We start from the raw sequence: 6,084 nt of genomic DNA, 5'->3' as shown, positions 1-6,084 counted from the left end.
CCCCGACCGGGTCGCCTTCGGCGGTCGGGTGGGGGGCGGGGTGCGGCGCTGCCGCTCCGTCGGCTGCTTGACCGGTGGGTACAGCGTCCGCTCTCGGGCTGGAGGTGGTGCCACCCTCGCCGGGACCAGGGCTGACGGCTTCCGCCACCGGGGCGGCGGCGGGGGCAGCGTCTTCAGCCCCCGGAGCGGCGGAGCCATCGGCTGCTCGACCGGTGGGTACGTCGTCCGCCCCCAGGTCCGAGACGGTGTCTTCCGCCACCGGGGCGGCGGAGCCATCGGCCGCGCGGCCAGTGTCGGTGTCGGAGTCGGTGTCGGTGTCGTCCAACTCCAGGACGGGAACAGTGCCTTCGGTCTCGGGGACGACGGCAGCCCCCTGGGAGGCTGAACCAAGGGACATATCCGACACCGTCGAGCCAGCGGCAGCGCCCTCCGCCTCGGTCGCCGACCGCTCCGTCGCTCGGGCGTTCCCGCTCAACCGCTGGGCCACGGCAGCACGGAGAGCCGCTCGCGCGATATCCCCGGCCCGGACGGGCTCACCGGACGCGCCGGGCTCTCCCTCTCCGGAGGGTTCACCGGACGGGGAGGACTCACCGGTCCGCACGGGCTCACCGGCCCGGGTGGACTCACCGGTCCGCTCCGATCGACCGAACCGCCCGGACTCCTCGGCATCCACGGGCTCCGCGCCCCGCGCAGCCGAAGCCCCCGGACGCTCCTCCCCCGCCCCGGAGGCCCGTTCCCGCGCCTCCCGCAACGCCCTCCGTGCTTCCTCCGCCGGGCTGGAGCTGGACTCCGTCATGACGGCCTCCGCAGCGAGACCAGGTCGGAGAGTTCGCGGTCGGTGAGTTCGGTCAGGGCGGCCTCGCCGGAGCCCAGGATCGCGTCGGCCAGGGCGCGTTTCGCCGTCAGCATCTCCGCGATGCGGTCCTCAACCGTGCCCTCGGTGACGAGGCGGTGGACCTGGACGGGCTGGGTCTGGCCGATGCGGTAGGCGCGGTCGGTGGCCTGGTCCTCGACGGCCGGGTTCCACCAGCGGTCGAAGTGGACGACGTGGCCCGCGCGGGTGAGGTTGAGGCCGGTGCCCGCCGCCTTCAGGGAGAGGACCAGGACCGGGGTCTCGCCGGCCTGGAAGCGGTCGACCATGCGCTCCCGCTCGGGGACGGGGGTACCGCCGTGCAGGAGGTCCACCGGAACCGCGCGGGCGCCGAGGTGGGCGGTGATGAGCTGGGCCATGCCGACGTACTGGGTGAAGACGAGGATCGAGCCGTCCTCGGCGAGCACGGTGTCCAACAGTTCGTCGAGGAGGGCGAGTTTGCCGGAGCGGGCGGCGAGGCCGTCCGGGCGGGACGGGCCCTCCTTGAGGTACAGCGCGGGGTGGTCGCAGATCTGCTTCAGCGCGCCGAGCAGCTTGAGGACGAGCCCGCGCCGGGCGATGCCGTCGGCGGACTCGATGGCCGCCATGGACTCGCGGACCACCGCCTCGTACAGCGCGGCCTGTTCGCGGCCGAGCGGGACCGGGTGGTCGGTCTCGGTCTTGGGCGGCAGTTCGGGGACGATGCCGGGGTCGGACTTCTTGCGGCGCAGCAGGAAGGGCCGGACCAGCCGGGCCAGGCGCTCGGCGGCCTCCTGGTCCTCGCCGTTCTCCACCGCGCGCGCGTGCCGGGCGCGGAAGGACTGGAGGGGGCCGAGGAGTCCGGGGGTGGTCCAGTCGAGCAGGGCCCACAGCTCGGAGAGGTTGTTCTCGACGGGGGTGCCGGTGAGCGCCACGCGCGCGGGGGCGCCGATGGTGCGCAGCGCCTTGGCGGTCGCGGAGTACGGGTTCTTCACGTGCTGGGCCTCGTCGGCGACGACCATGCCCCAGGGGCGGTCCGCGAGCTGTTCGGCGGCGGAGCGCATCGTGCCGTAGGTGGTGAGGACGAAGCCGCCGGACACCCCGTCCAGCGTGCGGTCGGCGCCGTGGAAGCGGCGGACGGGGACGCCGGGTGCGAAGCGGTTGATCTCGCGCTGCCAGTTGCCGAGCAGGGAGGCGGGGCAGACCACGAGGGTCGGTTCCGGGCGGGCGCGCTTGAGGTGCAGGGCGATGAGGGTGACGGTCTTGCCGAGGCCCATGTCGTCGGCGAGGCAGCCGCCGAGGCCGAGGGAGGTCATGAGGTCGAGCCAGGCCAGGCCGCGCAGCTGGTAGTCGCGGAGGGTGGCGTCCAGTCCTGCCGGGGGTTCGGCGGGGGCGAGTCCGGCGGTGATGCGGTCGCGCAGGGCGGCGAGGGCGCCGGTGGGGACGGCCTCCACGGTCTCGCCGTCCACCTCGGCGGTGCCGGTGAGCGCGACGGAGAGCGCGTCGACCGGGTCGAGCAGGCCGAGTTCGCGTTTGCGGGCCTTGCGGACGAGCGCGGGGTCGACCAGGACCCAGCGGTCCCGGAGCCGTACGACGGGACGGTGGGCCTCGGCGAGGGCGTCCATCTCGGCCTCGCTGAGCGGGTCGCCGCCGAGCGCGAGCTGCCAGCGGAACTGGAGCAGGTCCTCGCTGTCGAAGAAACCGGTGCCGTCGGTGGCCGAGCCGGGCGCGGGGCGGACGACCGCGGAGGCGCTGAGGTCGTGGGCGAGGTCGCGGGGCCAGTGCACGCCGACCCCGGCGGCGGCGAGCCGTCCGGCCGCGGTCCCGAGCAGGTCGCTCACCTCGTCCTCGGACAGCGCGAGCACGTCGGGGACGTCGCGTTCGGCCAGCCGCTCCAGGGGCGCCCACACGCGCGCCGCGCGCCGTACGGCGAGGGCGGCGTCCACACGCGCGCGGGGTCCGAAGGCGGTGTCGGCCTCCCCCGCCCACAGGGCGGCCGCGTCCGTGACCAGGGTGGGGTCGGCGAGGCTGTGCACCTGGACGACGGCCGCGCCCGCCGCGCGCGAGCCGCTGTCGTCGCCCGCGTCGAAGACCGCGTACGCCGAGAGGTCCAGGCGCAGCGAGATCCGTACGCCCGCGTCCATGCCCGCGGCGACCTCGGCCGCCCAGTCGTGGGCGCCGGGCAGCGGCTGGGGTTCGCGGGCGGCGAAGGGGCGGCCGCCCGTATGCGGGGCGGCGGGGGTGCGGGGCAGGGTGTCGGCGACCGCGTCCAGGAAGGAGCGGACCAGGGCCTCGGGTTCGGGCAGCCGGAGCGGGCCCTCGCCGGGCAGCGGCACCGCGTGGCCCTCGGCGGGCAGGGCGGCGGCGACCGCGCGCAGGTGCGCGATGTCGTCGGGCTCCAGCGGGCCCGCGCGCCAGGCGTCGTGGCCGCTCGGGGTGAGGCCGGGCAGCAGTCGTCCCCGGGCGGCCAGGCGCAGGGCGTGCAGCGCGGCGGCGCCCCAGCAGACGGTGGCGGGGTGGGCGGCGGCGTCGTGCCGGGCGTTGGCGAGCAGGGGCAGCGCGTCCATGAGCGGCAGGGTCAGCGCGGGGACCTGGCGGCGCCGTACGGTCGCGCCATGGCGGCGTACGACAGTGAGCTCAGTGATCGTCCCGCTGGAGCCGTCCGGCTCGGGGAGCGGGGTGCCGTCGGGCGACCAGAGGGCGATCCGGCCCTCGCGGGGCAGGGGCGCGGGCAGGTAGAGGGTGGCGAGGTACGCCGGAATCCGGCCCCCGATCGCCTCGGAGTACGCGCGCTCGCTCAGCACGGCCGTGCCGCCGTCCATACGTCCTGTCACCTCCCGCCCGTGTGTCGGACCAGTTGTCTCCGACTGTACGGGCGGGGTCTGACAATCGGCTCCGGCGAGGGCCGGGGCCCTGTCACGGCACCGTGCGGGAGACCGCGTAGACCATCGGGAACCGCGGGTCGGAGAGGTTGACGACCACGTCCTGGGTGGGCGCCGGGTTCTTCTGGGTGCGGCTCACGCCGACCCAGGGGCCGGGGCCCGCGAAGTTCCAGCCGGAGACCTTGCGGTCGCGGGCGCCGATGGTGAGGTCGCCCTTCTTCAGTTCGTCGCGGCGCAGGCCCATGGTGGCGAGGAAGCTGTCCAGGCCCGCGTCGTTGGTGCGGAACTGCACGTAGAGGCGGCTGGTCTTCCAGTTGTTGGTCTCGTAGTAGGCGAGGTAGTCGGCGGGGCGCGGGACGGCGACCTGGTAGAGGCGGCGCTGCACCTTGGAGGGCCAGCCCGGGGTGAGGCCGGTGGCCGAGTACTTCGCCTCCTTGTCCTTGCCGCTGTCGCGGCTCTGGTTGGCGGAGATCACCAGATAGCCCGCCGGTACGCCGATGAGCAGCACGATGATCAGCAGCGTGAGCGCGCGGCGGCGGACGCGGTGGCCGGGGTCCTCGGCGGGGGCGTGCGGGGTGTCCGGTGGCGCCGCCTGGTGCGGCAGCGAGGTGGTCATGCGGTGTCCTGGTCCCGGCGGCCCTGGACGTACCGCTCGTAGCGTTCGTGCCGCTCGACCCGGCGGCGCTTGGCGCGGCGGAAGCGGCGGGCGACCAGGCGGGCGAGGTCGGCGGCGCCGACCATGCCGGCCTCGGGGCCGAGCTGGGCGCGGGCGATGCGGGCCTCGGGGCGGTAGCCGCGCCCGGTGAGCTGGCGCTTGAAGGCGTCGCGCGCGGGGCCGATGAGCAGGTCGTCGGCGGCGCTGACGCCGCCGCCGATGACGAAGCAGGAGGGGTCGAGGGCGGCGGCGAGGTTGGCGATGCCGACGCCGAGCCACTGGCCGATGTCCTGGAGCAGCTCGATGCACATCGCGTCGCCCTCGCGGGCCAGCTCCGTGATCATGGGCCCGGAGATGTCGCCGATCTGGCCCTTGACGTGCTCGATGATGCCGTAGGCGACGGGCGAGTCCGCGGCGGCCAGCTCCTTGGCCTCGCGGACGAGCGCGTTGCCGGAGCTGTACTGCTCCCAGCAGCCGCGGTTGCCGCAGGGGCAGCGGTGTCCGCCGGGGACGACCTGCATATGGCCGAACTCGCCCGCGACGCCGAACTTGCCGCGCTTGACCTGGCCGTCCTCCAGGATGGCGCCGCCGATGCCGGTGCCGAGGGTGATCATGACGAGGTGGTCCTCGCCGCGTCCGGCGCCGAAGCGCCACTCGGCCCAGGCGGCGGTGTTGGCGTCGTTGTCGACGAGCACGGGCACCGACAGACGGCTGGAGATGCGGTCCCTCAGCGGTTCGTTGCGCCAGGCCAGGTGCGGCGCGAAGAGCACCCGGTTGCGGTCGGCGTCGACCCAGCCGGCCGCGCCGATGCCGACGGCGTGCACGTCGTGCCGGTCGGAGAGGTCCAGGACCAGTTCGACGATGGTGTCCTCGACGACCTTGGGGCTCTTGGACTTGTCCGGGGTCTCCGTGCGGAGCTTCTCCAGGATGTTGCCGTCGGCGTCCACGACGCCCGCCATGACCTTGGTGCCGCCGATGTCGATGCCGACGGTGGGCACGCGGGGAGCCGTGAGATGCGAACGGCGTTCCCGGGTGCCGACGGTCCGCAGTACGGGCGCTCGGCGGGAACCGATGGGGGCCGTGAGGTCGCGGTAGGTGCTCATCGTCGTCGATTCTGCCTCAACGGGCGAGGTACATGGTGTCAAGGCGGGATAAGGGAGCGCGGGTGACCATGGACGCCGCGGAAGCGGCCATGGACGTCTCGGACGCGCTCCCCGCCCCCGTCAGCCGCGCTGGAGTTCGTGCACCAGGGCGTCGAGGTCGGCGCCGCCCGCCATCTGCTTGGTCAGCTCGTCCAGGGTGATCTCGTCACGTGTGTGATTACCCACCATGGTGCCGCGCCGCAGCAGTACGAACCGGTCGCCGACCAGGTACGCGTGGTGCGGGTTGTGGGTGATCAGCACAACGCCCAGGCCCTCGTCCCGGGCGGCGGCCACATATTTGAGGACCACACCGGACTGCTTGACGCCCAGTGCGGCGGTCGGCTCGTCCAGGACGAGGACCTTGGCGCCGAAGTGGACGGCGCGGGCGATGGCGACGCACTGGCGCTCACCGCCGGAGAGGGTGCCGATGGGCTGGTCCACGTCACGCAGGTCGATGCCCATGCGGAGCAGTTCGGCGCGGGTGGTGCGGCGCATGTGCTCGATGTCGAGGCGGCGGAAGGGGCCCCGGCCCCTGCGCGGCTCGGAGCCGAGGAAGAAGTTCCGCCAGACCGGCAT

The 6,084-nt window shown here is 74.2% G+C and carries 4 protein-coding genes and 1 pseudogene; all 5 read right to left on the bottom strand.

All coding sequences use genetic code 11. The annotated features are described in order from the left end of the window. A pseudogene (locus tag GTW40_RS32960) lies at window positions 1-397 on the bottom strand (hypothetical protein); the annotation flags it as partial. A 395-nt stretch (window positions 398-792) separates the two neighbouring features. After that, complete coding sequence (locus GTW40_RS04425; protein ID WP_161178824.1) at window positions 793-3,651, bottom strand: DEAD/DEAH box helicase; 2,859 nt, start codon at window positions 3,649-3,651, stop codon at window positions 793-795. A gap of 94 nt (window positions 3,652-3,745) precedes the next feature. After that, the gene (locus GTW40_RS04420) at window positions 3,746-4,327 is read right to left on the bottom strand and encodes a sugar kinase (RefSeq protein ID WP_161178823.1); all 582 of its coding nucleotides are present in this window, start codon (window positions 4,325-4,327) and stop codon (window positions 3,746-3,748) included. After that, window positions 4,324-5,469 (bottom strand): ROK family glucokinase, encoded by a 1,146-nt coding sequence (locus GTW40_RS04415; protein ID WP_161178822.1) that lies wholly within the window; start codon window positions 5,467-5,469, stop codon window positions 4,324-4,326. The genes GTW40_RS04420 and GTW40_RS04415 overlap by 4 nt, the downstream gene beginning before the upstream one ends. A gap of 120 nt (window positions 5,470-5,589) precedes the next feature. Continuing rightward, on the bottom strand, window positions 5,590-6,084 hold a 495-nt coding region (locus GTW40_RS04410), incomplete at its 5' end, for an ATP-binding cassette domain-containing protein (RefSeq protein ID WP_161178821.1).

The organism is Streptomyces sp. SID4985, assembly GCF_009863025.1.
Classification (GTDB): domain Bacteria; phylum Actinomycetota; class Actinomycetes; order Streptomycetales; family Streptomycetaceae; genus Streptomyces.
Note: the sequence above shows the minus strand (reverse complement) of the source record. Positions and strands in the feature narration are given on the sequence as shown.